We start from the raw sequence: 16,194 nt of genomic DNA on the forward strand, positions 1-16,194 counted from the left end.
GCGCTACGCCGGTTTCTCCTGTCGACGGAAAGCCATCGATGTCATCCCGTTCCCGCTCCCCGCTTGCCGCCCGCTCCCGGTTCGGCGCCGGCGTGTTGCCGTACCTGCTGGTCGCGCCTCAGCTCGCGATCACCGTGGTGTTCTTTCTCTGGCCTGCCGGCGTCGCGCTCTGGCAGTCGACGCAGAGCCAGGATGCGTTCGGCACCACCAGCGAATTCGTCGGCCTCGCCAACTTCGCGCACCTGTTCGGCGATCCGCTCTATCTCGCCTCGCTGCGCACCACGCTCGTGTTCAGCACGTTGGTGACGGTGATCGGGCTGGCCGTCTCGCTGTTGCTGGCCGCCTGCGCGGACCGCGTGGTGCGCGGCTCGCGCACCTATCGCACGCTGCTGATCTGGCCGTATGCGGTGGCGCCGACGGTGGCCGCCGTGCTGTGGGCGTTCCTGTTCAACCCGAGCATCGGCGTGGTCACCTACGCGCTCGCCAGGCTCGGCATCGTCTGGAACCACGCGCTCGACGCCAATCAGGCGATGGCGCTGGTGGTGATCGCCTCGGTCTGGAAGCAGGTCAGCTACAACTTCCTGTTCTTCTACGCCGGCCTGCAGGCGATCCCGCGCTCGCTGATCGAGGCGGCCGCGCTCGACGGCGCCGGCCCCGCGCGCCGCTTCGTCGACATCGCGCTGCCGCTGCTCTCGCCGACCAGCTTCTTCCTGCTGATCGTGAACCTCGTCTACGCGTTCTTCGACACCTTCCCGGTGATCGACGCGGCCACCGCCGGCGGCCCGGGCCAGAGCACCAAGACGCTGATCTACAAGATCTTCACCGAGGGCTTCCAGGGGCTCGACATCGGCAGCTCGGGCGCGCAGTCGGTGGTGCTGATGGTGATCGTGGTCGCGCTGACCGTGGTGCAGTTCCGCTTCGTCGAACGCCGGGTGCAATACACATGATCGAGAATCGCAAGGGCTTCGACCGGTTCTGCCACGCGGTGCTGATCGCGGGCGCCGCGCTGCTGCTGTTTCCCGTATACGTCGGCTTCTGCGCCGCGACGATGAATTCGGCCGAGGTGTTCTCGGTGCCGATGTCGCTGGTGCCGGGCACGCATCTGTTCGAGAACATCGCCACCATCTGGCATCGCGGCAGCGGCGCCACCACCACGCCGTTCGGCGTGCTGCTGATGAACAGCCTCGTGATGGCGCTGGCGATCGCGTTTGGCAAGATCGCCGTCTCGATCCTGTCGGCCTACGCGATCGTCTATTTCCGCTTCCCGCTGCGCAACGCCGCGTTCTGGCTGATCTTCGTCACGCTGATGCTGCCGGTGGAGGTGCGGATCTTCCCGACCGTGCAGGTGGTATCCACGCTCGGCATGACCAACGGCTACGCGGGCCTGACGCTGCCGCTGATGGCCTCGGCCACGGCCACCTTCCTGTTCCGGCAGTTCTTCATGACGCTGCCCGACGAACTGATGGACGCCGCGCGCATCGACGGCGCCGGGCCGCTGCGCTTCTTCTGGGACGTGGTGCTGCCGCTGTCGCGCACCAGCATCGCGGCGCTGTTCGTGATCACCTTCATCTACGGCTGGAATCAATACCTGTGGCCGATTTTGATCACCACCGACGGCGCGATGTCGACGGCCGTGGTCGGTATCAAGACGATGATCGCGAGCGGCGACGCGGCCACCGAATGGCATCTGGTGATGGCCGCCACGCTGCTGACGATGCTGCCGCCGCTGGTGGTGGTGCTGGCGATGCAGCGCTGGTTCGTGCGCGGCCTGGTGGACACGGAAAAATAACCCGCTTTACCCGGAGAGTTGCGAAGCATGGCCGCACTGAGCTTGAACGGTGTCAGGAAAACCTATGACGGCAAGCATGCCGTGCTGCACGGCATCGACGTCGAGATCGCCGACGGCGAATTCGTCGTGCTGGTCGGGCCGTCCGGCTGCGGGAAGTCCACGCTGCTGCGGATGATCGCGGGCCTGGAGAGCGTCTCCGAGGGCGAGATATCGATCGGCGGGCAAGTGGTCAACACGCTCGAACCGAAGGATCGCGACATCGCGATGGTGTTCCAGAACTACGCGCTGTACCCGCACATGACGGTGGCGCAGAACATGGGCTACGGGCTGAAGATCCGCGGCATCGGGCGCGCAGGGATCGAGCAGCGCGTGGCGTCGGCCGCGCGCATCCTCGAACTCGAGCCGCTGCTCGCGCGGCGCCCGCGCGAGCTGTCGGGCGGCCAGCGCCAGCGCGTCGCGATGGGCCGCGCGATCGTGCGCGAGCCGGCCGTGTTCCTGTTCGACGAGCCGCTGTCGAACCTCGACGCGAAGCTGCGCGTGCAGATGCGGCTCGAGATCCAGCGCCTGCACGGCCGGCTGCGCACCACCAGCGTGTACGTGACGCACGACCAGATCGAGGCGATGACGCTCGCGCAGCGCGTGATCGTGATGAACCACGGGCGCGCCGAGCAGATCGGCGCGCCGGTCGACATCTACGAGAGGCCGGCGACGGTGTTCGTGGCCGGCTTCATCGGCTCGCCGGCGATGAACCTGCTGCGCGGCCGGCTGTCGGCCGACGGTGCGCTGTTCGAGGTACTCGACGGCGGCCCGCGGCTGCCGGTGGCCGGCGCGCCCGGCATCGGCCGCGACGTCGTGCCGGGCCGCGAGTGGGTGCTCGGCGTGCGGCCCGAACACATGACGCCGCAACCGGGCATGCCGGTCGCGCCGCTCGTGGTTGATTCATGCGAACTGCTCGGCGCCGACAATCTCGCGCACGGCCGCTGGGGCGCCTACGATGTGGCCGTGCGGCTGCCCTATGCCGAGCGGCCCGCGCCCGGCACCGCGCTGGCCATCTCGCTGCCCGCGCACCGGCTGCACTTCTTCGATCCGGTCACGGGCCGGCGCGCGAACTGAGCCGCATCGGCCGAATCATTGCTCCGCCGCGCACTCCACGCGGCGAGGCCATCAGGAGAACCGCGTCATGAGCGTCACCCACGTCCCCGTCGGCTGGCCCTACGCCGGCATCGCCCGGATCGTCGCGCATCGCGGCGGCGGCAGGCTCGCACCCGAGAACACGCTGGCGGCGCTCGAGGCGGGCGCGCGGCGCGGGCACCGGATGGTGGAGTTCGACGCGAAGCTGTCGGCCGACGGCGTGAGCTTCCTGCTGCACGACGACACCGTCGAGCGCACCTCGAACGGCCGCGGCGCGGCCGCGGCGATGACCTACGGCGAGCTGGCGGCGCTCGACGCCGGCGCCTGGTTCGACGCGCGCTTCGCCGGCGAGCGGATGCCGACGCTCGAACAGGCGGCCGGGCGCTGCCGCGCGCTCGGCCTCGTCGCCAACGTCGAGATCAAGCCATGCCCGGGCCGCGAGGCCGAGACGGGCAAGCGCGTGGCGCTCGACACGGCGCGCCTCTGGCACGGCGCGGCGGTGCCGCCGCTGTTGTCGTCGTTCTCGGTGGCGGCGCTGGCGGCGGCGCGTGAGGCCGCTCCCGCGCTGCCGCGCGGGCTGCTGGTCGAGACGCTGCCGGCCGACTGGCGCACGCTCACGGCCGAACTTGGCTGCGTCTCGCTGCACGCGAGCCATCGCGCGCTCGACGCGGCGAGCGTCGCCGCAATCCGTGCAGCCGGATTGCACGTGCTGGCCTACACGGTCAACGAGCCGGCTCGCGCGCGCGAGCTGATCGACTGGGGCGTGGACCTGATCTGCACCGACCGGATCGATTTGATCTGGCCGCACTTTGCCGGATCCGGGGAATAAAGTCGCGAATTTGCCGCGACAGCCGGCGGGAATTTGCTCCGGCCCTCAAGCGCCGGAGCATGATTGCATCCCGATTTCGTAACGTCAGGAAAAAATCGCTACAAATTGCAGCGAAAATAACCATTCCCCAAATATTCGACTACGCTTAGAAGCGGTAGCCGATGTTCACGTAGCTGACGATCGGATTCAGCTTGATGTGCGCCTGCGAGGTCTGGGTCAGGTTGCCGACCGGCGAGGCGCGCTGGGTGGTCAGCGTCGCGGTCAGGCTGACCGGGATGTATGAGATCGACAGGCCGGCGAACCAGTGCTTCGTGAAGTTGTAGTTGAAGCCGGCGTTGAACACGGGCGCCCACTGGTTGCTGGTGGTGACGCTGGTGGGGCCGCCGAGCACGCCGGTTTCGAAGGCGCCGTTGGTCAGCTTGGCGCCAGTGAAGTAGATGTACGAAGCACCGACGCCGACGTAGGGCCGGAATTTCGCCTCGGCGCTGTTGAAGTAGTACTTGAGCAGGAGCGCCGGGCTCCACTGGTAGGCACGGCCGAGCGTGCCGAATTGCGAGAACGATCCCTGACCGGTCAGATTGAACTTTGGCGGGATCCCGTAGACGAACTCGGCAGCGATGTGGTCGGTCACGAAATAGCCGGCGGTGACGCCGAGCGTGTCCGCATCGCTGATGCCGGCACCAGTGTTGGGGACCGACCGGTTCACGGGCGAGCCGCCGACGGACATGACCTTCAGCGGGTCGCTCGAATCCTGAGGGGCAAGATGAAACCAGCCCGTGGTGACGTAGAAGCTTCCAGCCGATTGTGCTTGTGCGGTGGTGCCGGCGGCCAGCAATGCCAGCGCAACAGCCCCCGTAATGGCCAATTGTTGTTTCATCAGGTGTCTCCTCCTTGATTAGAGCGTGCTCATTATGACCACGGCGTTTCAAACGGAACAGGCTAGTAAGCTAGAGCAATCTCCCTAGGAATTCGCACGCTCGTGCGAATCCTCCCTGCCGCGCGGGGCTCTGCGCGGATGCAGTCATTCGGGCCTTCGGGTATTTCCTAACGCGATCAAACGGACATTCAGCATGGCACGGCTAGCACGACTCTATGTTCCCGATCAGCCGCAGCACGTCATCCTGCGCGGTCTGGATCAGCAACCGGCGTTCGTCGATGACCAGGATTACGAGCTTTTCATCGATTGCCTGAAGGCGGCGGCGCGCGATCATCAACTGGCGGTGCATGCCTACGTGCTGCTGCCTCGACAGGTTCAGCTGCTCGTCACGCCAAGCGACGAGGCGAGCCTGCCGAAGGCGATGCAGGCGGTGGGCCGGCGCTACGTCGCTCACTTCAACCGGCGCTACTCGCGGCGCGGCACGCTCTGGGAAGGGCGCTACCGCGCCACCGTGATCGAGGGCGAGCGCTACTTCCTGCTGGCCAGCCGGGTGGTGGAGCTGAGCCCGGTGCGCGCCCAGCTGGCCCAGGCGGCGGAGGGCTACCGATGGTCGAGCTATCGTCATCACATCGGCCTGACCGTCGACAGCCTGATCACCGATCACCCGCTCTACTGGGCGCTTGGCAACACGCCGTTCGAACGGCAGCGCGCCTACAAGGAGCTTTGCGAGCAGCCGCTCGACGAGCGCCAGACCGAGCAGCTGCAGCAGGCCACGCTCAAGGGCTGGGTGCTCGGCGGTGAAACCTACCGTGAGTGGGCGGCGCGCACGGCCAACCGGCGAGTCTCGCCGCTGCCGCGCGGACGGCCGCGTAAGGTACGTGAAAACAACGGCCCGCACAACCCGTCGGCGCATCAGCAATAGCGGCGGCGCGGCACCCGGCGGCATCTTCGGGTGCCGCTTTTTTTGCACTTTTTTGATGCGGCCCCAATAAAATGGCACCAAATCGAATCATTCATTTAATTGGTGTCACATCACACGGTTTTATTTGCCATCCTGTTGATTCGTCGCGTATATTCCGAATTCCGGCAGGCCGGGCGCGATCGTGCCCGGTTTTGCCCGCCACGCCGCCGCCGAGCGGCGGGCCCCCAGCAGACGTTTCAACGGCCGCGAGGCCCTTACCAGACGGTGTCCCCATGAACGACCACCAAGAGCCGCACGGCGCGGTCCCCGCCGCGCAAGGTCTGTACGACCCGCAAAACGAGCATGACGCCTGCGGCGTCGGTTTCGTCGCTCACATCAAGGGCAAGAAGAGCCACGAGATCATCGAACAGGGTCTGAAGATCCTCGAGAATCTCGATCACCGCGGCGCGGTGGGCGCCGATCCGCTGATGGGCGACGGCGCGGGCATCCTGATCCAGATCCCGGACGCGTTCTACCGCGAGGAAATGGCCAGGCAGGGCGTGACGCTGCCGCCCGCCGGCGAATACGGCGTGGGGATGATCTTCCTGCCGAAGGAAAACGCCTCGCGGATCGCCTGCGAACAGGAGCTCGAGCGCACCGTCAAGGCGGAAGGCCAGGTGGTGCTGGGCTGGCGCGACGTGCCGGTCGATTCGACGATGCCGGTCTCGCCGACGGTCAAGGCCTCCGAGCCGCTGATCCGCCAGATCTTCATCGGCCGCGGCAAGGACGTGATCGTCACCGACGCGCTCGAACGCAAGCTCTACGTGATCCGCAAGACCGCCAGCCACCGCATCCAGGCGCTCAAGCTCAAGCACGGCAAGGAATACTTCGTGCCGTCGATGTCGGCGCGCACCATCGTCTACAAGGGCCTGCTGCTCGCGGGTCAGGTCGGCGTCTACTATCTCGATTTGCAGGACGCGCGCGTGGTGTCGGCGCTCGCGCTCGTCCACCAGCGCTTCTCGACCAACACGTTCCCGGCCTGGGAGCTCGCGCACCCGTACCGGATGATCGCCCACAACGGCGAAATCAACACGGTCAAGGGCAACGTCAACTGGCTCAACGCGCGCACCGGCGCGATCGCGAGCCACGTGCTCGGCGACGACCTGCCCAAGCTCTGGCCGCTGATCTATCCGGGCCAGTCGGACACGGCCTCGTTCGACAACTGCCTCGAACTGCTGGTGATGGCGGGCTACCCGCTCGTCCACGCGATGATGATGATGATCCCGGAAGCCTGGGAACAGCACACGCTGATGGACGACAACCGCCGCGCGTTCTACGAGTACCACGCCGCGATGATGGAGCCGTGGGACGGCCCCGCCGCGATCGCGTTCACCGACGGCCGCCAGATCGGCGCGACGCTCGACCGTAACGGCCTGCGTCCGGCGCGCTACATCGTGACCGACGACGATCTCGTGATCATGGCCTCGGAAGCGGGCACGCTGCCGATTCCCGAATCGAAGATCGTCAAGAAGTGGCGCCTGCAGCCGGGCAAGATGTTCCTGATCGACATGGAGCACGGCCGCATCATCGACGACAAGGAACTGAAGGACAATCTCGCCAACGCCAAGCCGTACAAGAGCTGGATCGACGCGGTGCGCATCAAGCTCGACGAGATCGACTCGAAGGACGAGGACGTCGCGGCGGAGCGCCGGGCGGCGGCGACGCTGCTCGACCGCCAGCAGGCGTTCGGCTATACCCAGGAAGACCTCAAGTTCCTGATGGCGCCGATGGCGCAGCAGGGCGAGGAGGCGGTCGGCTCGATGGGCAACGACTCGCCGCTCGCGGTGATGTCGAACAAGAACAAGACGCTCTATCACTACTTCAAGCAGCTGTTCGCGCAGGTCACGAACCCGCCGATCGACCCGATCCGCGAGAACATGGTGATGTCGCTCGTGTCGTTCATCGGCCCGAAGCCGAACCTGCTCGACACGCAGAACGTGAACCCGCCGATGCGTCTCGAAGTGTCCCAGCCGGTGCTGGACTTCAAGGACATCGCCAAGATCCGTTCGATCGATCAATACACCGGCGGCAAGTTCAGCGCCTACGAACTGAGCATCTGCTACCCGGCCGGCTGGGGCAAGGAAGGCATCGAGGCGCGTCTGGCCTCGCTGTGCGCCGAAGCCGCCGACGCCGTGAAGTCGGGCTACAACATCCTGATCGTGTCGGACCGCAAGACCGACGCGGAAACGGTCGCGATCCCGGCGCTGCTCGCCACCTCGGCGATCCATTCGCACCTCGTCGACCAGGGCCTGCGCACCAGCACCGGCCTCGTGGTCGAAACCGGCTCGGCGCGCGAGACGCACCACTTCGCGCTGCTGGCCGGCTACGGCGCGGAAGCCGTCCACCCGTACCTCGCGATGGAAACGCTCGCCAGGATGGCCGAAGGGCTGCCGGGCGACCTGTCGGCCGAGAAGGCGATCTACAACTTCACCAAGGCGGTCGGCAAGGGCCTCTACAAGGTGATGTCGAAGATGGGCATCTCGACCTACATGTCCTACACCGGCGCGCAGATCTTCGAGGCGGTCGGCCTCGCGAGCGAGCTCGTCAACAAGTACTTCAAGGGCACGGCCTCGAAGGTCGGCGGCATCGGCCTGTTCGAGGTGGCCGAGGAAGCGCTGCGCCTGCATCGCGACGCGTTCGGCGACAACCCGCTGCTGCGCGACATGCTCGACGCGGGCGGCGAGTACGCGTTCCGGATCCGCGGCGAAGACCACATGTGGACGCCCGATTCGATCGCCAAGCTGCAGCACGCCACGCGCAGCAACTCGTACCAGACCTACAAGGAATACGCGCACCTGATCAACGACCAGACGCGCCGTCACATGACGTTCCGCGGCCTGTTCGAGTTCAAGGTCGATCCGTCGAAGGCGATCTCGATCGACGACGTCGAGCCGGCCAAGGACATCGTCAAGCGCTTCGCCACCGGCGCGATGTCGCTCGGCTCGATCAGCACGGAAGCGCATGCCACGCTGGCGGTGGCGATGAACCGGATCGGCGGCAAGTCGAACACCGGCGAAGGCGGCGAGGACGTGAACCGCTACCACAACGAGCTGCGCGGCATCCCGATCAAGAGCGGCGAGACGCTGCGCTCGGTGATCGGCGAGGAGGTCGTGCGCGACATCCCGCTCAAGGACGGCGATTCGCTGCGTTCGAAGATCAAGCAGGTCGCCTCGGGCCGCTTCGGCGTGTCGGCGGAATACCTGTCGTCGGCCGACCAGATCCAGATCAAGATGGCGCAGGGCGCGAAGCCGGGCGAAGGCGGCCAGCTGCCGGGCCACAAGGTGACCGAGTACATCGGCAAGCTGCGCTACGCGGTGCCGGGCGTCGGCCTGATCTCGCCGCCGCCGCACCACGACATCTACTCGATCGAGGATCTGGCCCAACTGATCCACGACCTGAAGAACGTCAACCCGGTGTCGAGCATCTCGGTGAAGCTCGTCTCGGAAGTGGGCGTCGGCACGGTGGCCGCGGGCGTGGCCAAGGCCAAGGCCGACCACGTCGTGATCGCGGGCCATGACGGCGGCACCGGCGCCTCGCCGCTGTCGTCGCTGAAGCACGCCGGCACGCCGTGGGAACTGGGCCTCGCCGAAACCCAGCAGACGCTGGTGTTGAACGGGCTGCGCGGCCGGATCCGCGTGCAGGCCGACGGCCAGATGAAGACCGGCCGCGACGTCGCGATCGGCGCGCTGCTCGGCGCCGACGAGTTCGGCTTCGCGACCGCGCCGCTGGTGGTGCAGGGCTGCATCATGATGCGCAAGTGCCACCTGAACACCTGCCCGGTCGGCGTCGCGACGCAGGACCCGGTGCTGCGCGCGAAGTTCTCGGGCCAGCCGGAACACGTCGTCAACTACTTCTTCTTCGTCGCCGAGGAAGTGCGCGAGATCATGGCGCAGCTCGGCATCGCGAAGTTCGACGACCTGATCGGCCGCGCCGACCTGCTCGACACGCGCAAGGGCGTCGAGCACTGGAAGGCCAAGGGCCTCGACTTCACGCGCGTGTTCTACCAGCCGCAGGTCGAGAACGCCTCGACGCGCCACGTCGACGTGCAGGACCACGGCCTCGAGCGCGCGCTCGATCACACACTGCTCGAGAAGTCGCGCGCCGCGATCGACAACGGCGAGCATGTCTCGTTCATCCAGCCGGTGCGCAACGTGAACCGCACGGTCGGCGCGATGCTGTCGGGCGTGATCGCGAAGAAGCACGGCCATGACGGCCTCGCCGACGACGCGATCCACATCCAGCTGAAAGGCACCGCGGGCCAGAGCTTCGGCGCGTTCCTCGCCAGGGGCGTCACGCTCGACCTGGTCGGCGACGGCAACGACTACGTCGGCAAGGGCCTGTCGGGCGGCCGCATCATCATCCGCCCGACCAACGACTTCCGCGGCAAATCCGAGGAAAACATCATCTGCGGCAACACGGTGATGTACGGCGCGCTGGAAGGCGAGGCGTTCTTCCGCGGCGTGGCCGGCGAGCGCTTCTGCGTGCGCAACTCGGGCGCCACGGCGGTGGTCGAGGGTACCGGTGACCACGGCTGCGAGTACATGACGGGCGGCACGGTGGTGGTGCTCGGCGAGACCGGGCGCAACTTCGCGGCCGGCATGTCGGGCGGCCTCGCCTATGTCTACGATCCGGACGGCGCGTTCGCGGCGAAGTGCAACAAGTCGATGGTCGCGCTCGACCCGGTGCTGCAGCAGGCCGAGCAGGAGCGCACGGTCGACCGCGCGATCTGGCACGCCGGGCAGACCGACGAGGCGCTGCTCAAGGGGCTGGTCGAGCGCCACTTCCAGTTCACCGGCTCGCCGCGCGCGAAGTCGCTGCTGGAAAACTGGGATGCGGCGCGCCGCCAGTTCGTGAAGGTATTCCCGCACGAATACAAGCGCGCGCTCGGCGAGATCGCGGCGGCGAAGGCCGCCAGGCAAGCCGTCGCCGCCTGAGGCACCGCCGCTCCCAAACGCACGGCACCAGCGAAACGACATAGCGGATGCGCCCGCCGCCACCGGCGGGCGCGTTCCCCACACCTGATACACCCAGATTCAGACGAGAACCTTATGGGCAAGGCAACCGGTTTTCTCGAGTTCGAACGCCGCCACGAGGCGTACGAGGCTCCGCTCACGCGTGTGAAGCACTACAAGGAATTCGTCGCGGCGCTGTCCGACGACGACGCGAAGATCCAGGGCGCGCGCTGCATGGATTGCGGCATCCCGTTCTGCAACAACGGCTGCCCGGTCAACAACATCATTCCGGACTTCAACGATCTCGTGTACCGCCAGGACTGGCAGCGGGCGATCGAGGTCCTCCACTCGACCAACAACTTCCCCGAGTTCACGGGCCGCATCTGCCCGGCGCCGTGCGAGGCGGCCTGTACGCTCGGCATCAACAACGATCCGGTCGGCATCAAGTCGATCGAGCACGCGATCATCGACAAGGCCTGGGCCGAAGGCTGGGTCAAGCCGCTGCCGGCCGAGCACAAGACCGGCAAGAAGGTGGCCGTGGTCGGCTCCGGCCCGGCGGGCCTCGCGGCCGCGCAGCAGCTCGCGCGCGCCGGCCACGAGGTGACGGTGTTCGAGAAGAACGACCGGATCGGCGGCCTGCTGCGCTACGGGATCCCCGACTTCAAGCTGGAGAAGTGGCTGATCGACCGCCGCATGCGCCAGATGGAGGCCGAAGGCGTGACGTTCCGCACCAGCGTGTTCATCGGCAAGGAAGCGCTGCCGGACATGATCGGCAACATGGCGAAGGAAACCATCACGCCCGAGCAGCTGAAGGAAAGCTTCGACGCGGTGGTGATCGCGGGCGGCTCCGAGACGCCGCGCGACCTGCCGGTGCCGGGCCGCGAGCTCGAAGGCGTCCATTTCGCGATGGATTTCCTGCCGCAGCAGAACCGCGTGAACGCCGGCGACAAGCTGACCGATCAACTGCTCGCCAAGGGCAAGCACGTCATCGTGATCGGCGGCGGCGACACGGGTTCGGACTGCGTCGGCACCTCGAACCGCCACGGCGCGAAGTCGGTCACGCAGTTCGAACTGCTGCCGCAGCCGCCGGAAGCCGAGAACAAGCCGCTCGTCTGGCCGTACTGGCCGATCAAGCTGCGCACCTCGTCGTCGCACGACGAAGGCTGCGAGCGGGATTGGGCGGTCGCCACCAAGCGCCTCGAAGGCAAGAACGGCAAGGTCGAGAAGCTGATCGCCGTGCGCGTCGAATGGAAGGACGGCAAGATGGTGGAGGTGGCGGGCTCCGAGTTCGAGATGAAGGCGGACCTGGTGCTGCTGGCGATGGGCTTCACGCAGCCGGCCGCGCCGGTGCTCGACGCGTTCGGCGTGGCCAAGGACGCGCGCGGCAACGCACGCGCGGCCACCGAAGGCGAGCGCGCCTACGCGACCTCGGTCGACAAGGTGTTCGCGGCCGGCGACATGCGCCGCGGCCAGTCGCTGGTGGTCTGGGCGATCCGCGAAGGCCGCCAGTGCGCGCGCACCGTCGACGCGTTCCTGATGGGGCATTCGGAACTGCCGCGCTGAGCGGGCGGCGCGGGCCCAGACGGGCGCGCCGCCGCGCCGGATGGATGAAAAAAGAGCACGCCCTGGCGTGCTCTTTTTGCTGGTGGGGCCGGTCAGTGCCGCCGCCTCAGGCCGCGAGCGGCGCCGCCTCGCGCTGCACGTCCAGCGTGTGGTCGTGGAACGCCGCGAGCGATTCGCGGTGCGCGATGCTGACGATGGCCGCGCCCGGCAGGCGCGCGGCCATCAGGCTGTAGAGGTTCGCCTCGTTGTCGGCGTCGAGCGCGCTGGTGGCCTCGTCGAGGAACAGGTAGTCGGGCTTGTGCAGCAGCACGCGCGCGCCCGCCAGGCGCTGCTGTTCGCCCGGCGAGAGCACGCGCGTCCAGTGCTCGGACTCCTCGAGGCGCGTCGCGTAGTCGGCCAGGCCGCAGTCGCGCAGCGCCGCGCGACAGGTCTCGTCATCGAAGCGCGTGGCCGGCGACGGATAGGTGAGCGCGGCCTTCAGCGTGCCGATCGGCAGGTAGCTCTGCTGCGGCACGAACATCATGCGCGCGCCCACCGGCGCGTCGATCGCGCCGTTGCCGAACGGCCAGAGGCCCGCCAGCGCGCGCATCAGCGTGCTCTTGCCGGCGCCGGACGGCCCGCGCACCAGCCAGCGCGAGCCCGGCTCGATGGTCACGTCGGCGATCGTCGAGAGCGGCGCGCCGTTGGGCAGCGCGAGGCGCAGGCCGCTGGTGGTCAGCGACGGCGCATCGACGTAGTGCAGATTGATGCCGCCATGCTCGGTGGCGGGCGACAGCGTTTCCTTCAGGTGCGAACTGCGCGTGACGCGCATGAATTCGCGCAGACGGTTGATGGTCGCGCGCCATTCCACGAGCGTGCCGTAACTGTTGATGAACCACGAGAACGAATCGCTGACGGTGCTGAACGCGTTGGTGATCTGCATCAGCACGCCGAACGAGAACGCGCCGGCGAAGTAGCGCGGCGCGGCCACCACGAGCGGGAAGATGATCGCCAGCTGGCTGTAGAAGTTCAGCACGAAGTTCAGGCGCCGCGTGTAGGCCATCAGCCGCCACCAGTTGTCGCGAATCCGCTGGAACAGGTCCTGCGCGCCCTGCTTCTCGAGGGCCATGCCGTCGTAGAACGCGATCTGCTCGGCGTTCTCGCGAATCCGGATCAGGCCGAAACGGAAATCGGCCTCGACGCGCTCCTGCTGATAGTTGATCGACACCAGCGGGTGCCCGGCCTTGTGCATCACGAACGAACCGATCAGCGCGTAGAGCGCGGCGGCCCACACCATGTAGCCGGGAATCTGGATCGTGCTGCCGCCGAGCGGGATCGACAGCGCGCCCGCCAGGCCCCAGAGGATCGTGATGAACGAGAACAGCGTGACCACGGTGGACAGCAGGTCCAGCGACAGCGCGAGCGTGGTGGTGGCCAGCGAGTTGAGGTCGTTGGTGATCCGCTGGTCCGGGTTGTCGGCGAGGCGGTCGCGCTCGATCCGGTAGAACGCGCGATCGCCGAACCATTCATCGAGCGCGCTGTTGGTGACCCACTGGCGCCAGCGGAAGCCGAGCAGCTGGCGCAGGTAACGGCTGTAGACGAACAGGATGATCGAGGCGAACGCGAGGCCGCTGAAAATCAGCAGCAGGTGCGGGAACTGCGCGGCGTTCTTCTGCTGCAGCGCGTTGTTGAAGTCCGCGTACCAGGCGTTGATCCTCACGCTGATCCAGACGTTCGCGAGGTTCATCGCGATGATCGAGAGCAGCAGGCTCCAGGCGATCTTCCATTCCGAGGACACCCAGTACGGCTTGATGAGGCTCCAGGCGGAAACGCGGATGTCGTCGGGCGAGGCGTCGTTCGCGGCGCGGGCGACGGGGGACGTTGCGGTCATGAACTTCCTGCTGGGTGAGGCGGCGCAGGGCCGCGAAGGTCGAAGCGCCGCGCGATGCCAACCGATGGACGCGGCGGCGCGCCTGAAATCGTGCCATATGGCGATGCCCGGCGGATTGTGTCGCACCTCGCTTAAACGGCACTTAACGGACTGGCACGTTCCGCGCGGGGCCGCCATGGACGGGCGCAACGCCAGCATTGTGCCAGCGTCGCGCCGGCTCGCGCAGGAGGCGGAAAGACGGGGCGCGCCGCGTGGCCGGCGCGGGCCGCTATCGGGCCGCTTCCCGATCCGGCGCGATCCCGCACAAGCCATGCTGCGCCGCGGTTTGCGACCGTTTCCGCTTCTGTGGTCTAATGGCCGCCAGACGAAACAGGGGTGCTTTGCTGCCTGTCGGCGTCCGGTGAACGATGCATCGGGATGCGCGGCGGCAAGGCTGAGAGAGTCCCTTCGCACCCGATCCGGGTAATACCGGCGCGGGAAGTTTTCGATTCCACCGGGTCGCGCCCGCCGTTGTCGTTCGGCCGCCGTCGTTCGCATTGGAACGGGGCGCATGGCGTTGGCTTCCGGGTCGGCTCCCCGCCGCCGGTTTCGTCCGTTCGATTGCGCAGTCGCGCGTTACGGAAGGAGCCCATGCCCGTTATTCACGTCCCACCGCTTAGTTTCGTACCCCGGTTCGTTCGTCCCTCGGGTTGCGCTTGTCACGCCGGTTTCGCTCCGTGTGGCCGGACCCCGGCGCCGCGCGCGTTCGTCCGCGCGGCGGCACGCCTCGCCGGGAAGGCCGCGCGATGAGCGGCACGACCGGCACCCGTCCCGACGTCGCCGTGCTGGGCGGCGGCCTCGTCGGCCGGCTGATCGCGTGGCGGCTCGCGGGCGCGGGCTTGGGCGTGACGCTGCACGAGCGCGGCGACGCGGCCGGCTCCGGCGCGGCCGCCTGGGTCGCGGCGGCGATGCTCGCGCCGCTTGCCGAGGCGGCCAGCGCCGAGCTGCTGATCACCGAACTCGGCGCCGCCTCGCTCGAACGCTGGCCGGCGTGGCTCGCCGAACTGCCCGAGCCGGTGTTTTTCCAGCGCAACGGCACGCTGGTCGTCTGGCACCACGCCGATCGCGCCGAGGCGCCGCTGTTCGAGCGCCGCGTGCGCGCCAACGCGCCGGCACCGCTCGTCGACGGCGGTTTCCTCGCGCTGGCGGGCGAGCAGGTCGACGCGGCCGAGCCGGCGCTGGCCGGACGCTTCGCGCGCGGCCTGCTGCTGCCGCGCGAAGGCCAGCTCGACAATCGCCAGACGCTCGCCGCGCTGGCCGCGGGGCTCGCCGCGCGCGGCGTCGATACGCACTGGAACACGGCCGTCGAGACGGCGCCCGAGCCGCGCGCGCGGCTCACCATCGACTGCCGCGGGCTCGGCGCGAAAGCGGTGCTGCCGGCGCTGCGCGGCATCCGCGGCGAGGTCGCGCGGATCCATGCGCCCGGCATCGGGCTCGCGCGGCCGGTGCGGCTGCTGCATCCGCGTTACCCGCTCTACATCGCGCCGAAGCAGGACGATCTCTACGTGATCGGCGCGACCGAGGTGGAAGGCGAGGATCGCTCGCCCGTCAGCGTGCGCTCGGCGCTCGAGCTGCTGAGCGCGGCGTTCTCCGTGCATCCGGCGTTCGGCGAGGCGCGCATCCTCGAACTCGGCTCCCAGTGTCGGCCGACGCTGCCCGACCATCGGCCCGCGATCGTCTGGAACGGCGGCGCGACGCTGGCGGTCAACGGGCTGTACCGGCACGGCTTCATGATCGCGCCGGAAGTCGCGCAGGCCGCCGTCGAATTCGTTCACGCGTGGTTCGGCGGCGAGTTCGGCACCAATGGCACCGGCAGCGACGAGGCGGGCGGGTCGGGCGAGGGCCGCGACGCGCTCGCCGCATGGCGCCGCGCGGTGCGCTGGCCGGCGCTGTTCCAGTACCAACCCGACCCCGTGCGCGCATGAGCGCGCGGCACCGATCCTCTACCGACATCATGGACATCCAGATCAACCAGCAGACGCTGACGCTTCCCGACGGCGCGACCGTCGCCGACGCGCTCGCCGCCTACCAGGCCCGGCCGCCGTTCGCGGTCGCCGTCAACGGCGCGTTCGTCGCGCGCACGCGGCACGCGCAGCACGCGCTCGCGGCCGGCGACCGGCTCGACGTCGTGCATCCCGTCGCGGGCGGCTGACCGCCGCTGCCCGGCAGACCTTTCACAGGAC

The 16,194-nt window shown here is 67.9% G+C and carries 11 protein-coding genes and 1 riboswitch; of the genes, 9 read left to right on the top strand and 2 right to left on the bottom strand.

What is annotated here, in order from left to right:
• Window positions 1-38: 38 nt before the first annotated feature.
• From ugpA to ugpQ, 4 genes are all read left to right on the top strand, one after another.
• Window positions 39-947: a sn-glycerol-3-phosphate ABC transporter permease UgpA gene (ugpA, locus tag bpln_RS01540; RefSeq protein ID WP_042623652.1), complete on the top strand. Its 909-nt coding sequence runs from the start codon at window positions 39-41 to the stop codon at window positions 945-947.
• Window positions 944-1,789: a sn-glycerol-3-phosphate ABC transporter permease UgpE gene (gene ugpE, locus bpln_RS01545; protein WP_042623653.1), complete on the top strand. Its 846-nt coding sequence runs from the start codon at window positions 944-946 to the stop codon at window positions 1,787-1,789. Before ugpA ends, ugpE begins: the two co-directional genes overlap by 4 nt.
• Window positions 1,790-1,816: 27 nt before the next feature.
• On the top strand, window positions 1,817-2,902 hold the full coding sequence (locus bpln_RS01550; protein ID WP_055137931.1) for a sn-glycerol-3-phosphate import ATP-binding protein UgpC: 1,086 nt from the start codon (window positions 1,817-1,819) through the stop codon (window positions 2,900-2,902).
• A gap of 67 nt (window positions 2,903-2,969) precedes the next feature.
• Entirely contained in the window at window positions 2,970-3,749 is a 780-nt protein-coding gene (ugpQ, locus tag bpln_RS01555; RefSeq protein WP_055137932.1) for a glycerophosphodiester phosphodiesterase, read from the top strand.
• Between the two features lie 145 nt (window positions 3,750-3,894).
• Here ugpQ and bpln_RS01560 read toward each other — a convergent pair whose 3' ends face one another.
• Entirely contained in the window at window positions 3,895-4,626 is a 732-nt protein-coding gene (locus bpln_RS01560) for an OmpW/AlkL family protein (protein ID WP_042623656.1), read from the bottom strand.
• Between the two features lie 193 nt (window positions 4,627-4,819).
• On the opposite strand from bpln_RS01560, the gene bpln_RS01565 reads away from it, so the two are divergent.
• The 3 genes from bpln_RS01565 to bpln_RS01575 all read left to right on the top strand — a co-directional run bounded on the left by bpln_RS01565 (window position 4,820) and on the right by bpln_RS01575 (window position 12,102).
• Complete coding sequence (locus bpln_RS01565) at window positions 4,820-5,548, top strand: transposase (RefSeq protein WP_042623657.1); 729 nt, start codon at window positions 4,820-4,822, stop codon at window positions 5,546-5,548.
• A 272-nt stretch (window positions 5,549-5,820) separates the two neighbouring features.
• A complete protein-coding gene (locus bpln_RS01570) occupies window positions 5,821-10,521 on the top strand; it encodes a glutamate synthase-related protein (RefSeq protein ID WP_055137933.1) in 4,701 nt (1,566 codons plus the stop codon).
• Window positions 10,522-10,635: 114 nt separating this feature from the next.
• Entirely contained in the window at window positions 10,636-12,102 is a 1,467-nt protein-coding gene (locus bpln_RS01575) for a glutamate synthase subunit beta (protein ID WP_055137934.1), read from the top strand.
• Window positions 12,103-12,208: 106 nt separating this feature from the next.
• On the opposite strand, the gene bpln_RS01580 is transcribed toward bpln_RS01575, so the two are convergent.
• Window positions 12,209-13,972 (bottom strand): ABC transporter ATP-binding protein/permease, encoded by a 1,764-nt coding sequence (locus bpln_RS01580; protein ID WP_055137935.1) that lies wholly within the window; start codon window positions 13,970-13,972, stop codon window positions 12,209-12,211.
• A gap of 361 nt (window positions 13,973-14,333) precedes the next feature.
• Window positions 14,334-14,469, top strand: a riboswitch (TPP riboswitch).
• A gap of 288 nt (window positions 14,470-14,757) precedes the next feature.
• Between bpln_RS01580 and bpln_RS01585 the strand changes: the two genes are divergently transcribed.
• Complete coding sequence (locus bpln_RS01585) at window positions 14,758-15,936, top strand: FAD-dependent oxidoreductase (RefSeq protein WP_055139420.1); 1,179 nt, start codon at window positions 14,758-14,760, stop codon at window positions 15,934-15,936.
• A gap of 29 nt (window positions 15,937-15,965) precedes the next feature.
• Complete coding sequence (thiS, locus tag bpln_RS01590; RefSeq protein ID WP_042623661.1) at window positions 15,966-16,163, top strand: sulfur carrier protein ThiS; 198 nt, start codon at window positions 15,966-15,968, stop codon at window positions 16,161-16,163.
• Window positions 16,164-16,194 lie beyond the last annotated feature (31 nt).

Source organism: Burkholderia plantarii (assembly GCF_001411805.1).
Lineage (GTDB): Bacteria > Pseudomonadota > Gammaproteobacteria > Burkholderiales > Burkholderiaceae > Burkholderia > Burkholderia plantarii.